We start from the raw sequence: 828 nt of genomic DNA, 5'->3' as shown, positions 1-828 counted from the left end.
AAGCCCTTGCACCGGTAAGTGCTAACCTTCCACAAGCATTGACTGGGCTTGATTCAGGTGTGGCGCCAGTAAGTGTTTTGCCTGGCGTATCTTTTCAAAACCAGGATGCTAAGAAGTCTCAGGTGAACCTAAATACGGCAAACCAAATTCAAGCAGCTCCGCTTACCAATTCTAATATTGATTCAGGGCTTGGGTTGTCTCCTCAGAATTTGTCCCAAAATGGCAGTGCTAAGCTCAATTTGGAAGAGGAGGTTGTTAGTCAGGCATTGCAAGGTGAATCAAAGTTTAAGGCGATTGCGGATAGTACTAGTAGTGTTGAAAGCATTCTGGAAAAAACGATTGGTAGTGGTGTAGAGCGTTCATCTTCGCTACTTAAAACAACGTTTTCGGAAGTGCAGCAGAAATTAGATAACGCGCCTTACTCGACAACAGTAATGACGGGTTTGGATGAGGTTGAGTGGGGGGAGGAAGTTGGCCAGAAGATAGTTTGGCTTACGGGAAAGGCAATTCAGTCTGCAGAGATCCACTTAAACCCTGCTGAGCTTGGTCCAATTGATGTAAAAATTTCTGTTCAAAATGATGCAGCAGCCATTACATTTAACGCCCATAATGCTTCAGTCAGGGAAATGCTTGAATCTAACGTTGTGCGTTTACGTGAAATGATGGAGACAAACGGCGTTGAGCTTCAGGAAGTGAATGTCGATGCACGCAGCGGTGATGAGCGTTTTGCATCCAATGATCAGCAGCAAGGTTCTAATGGCTCGGAAGATCAGCAAGAAGATTCTGAAGATTCTAGTAGTGAAACAGCTACGACAGAATCGATTTCAC

The 828-nt window shown here is 44.7% G+C and carries 1 protein-coding gene; it reads left to right on the top strand.

Annotation, left to right across the window (positions count from 1 at the left end; translation table 11 throughout):
* A partial coding sequence (locus A3766_RS00220; protein ID WP_197479130.1) for a flagellar hook-length control protein FliK occupies window positions 1-828 on the top strand: 828 nt, incomplete at both ends.

The sequence above is a fragment of the Oleiphilus sp. HI0132 genome (assembly GCF_001635845.1).
Note: the sequence above shows the minus strand (reverse complement) of the source record. Positions and strands in the feature narration are given on the sequence as shown.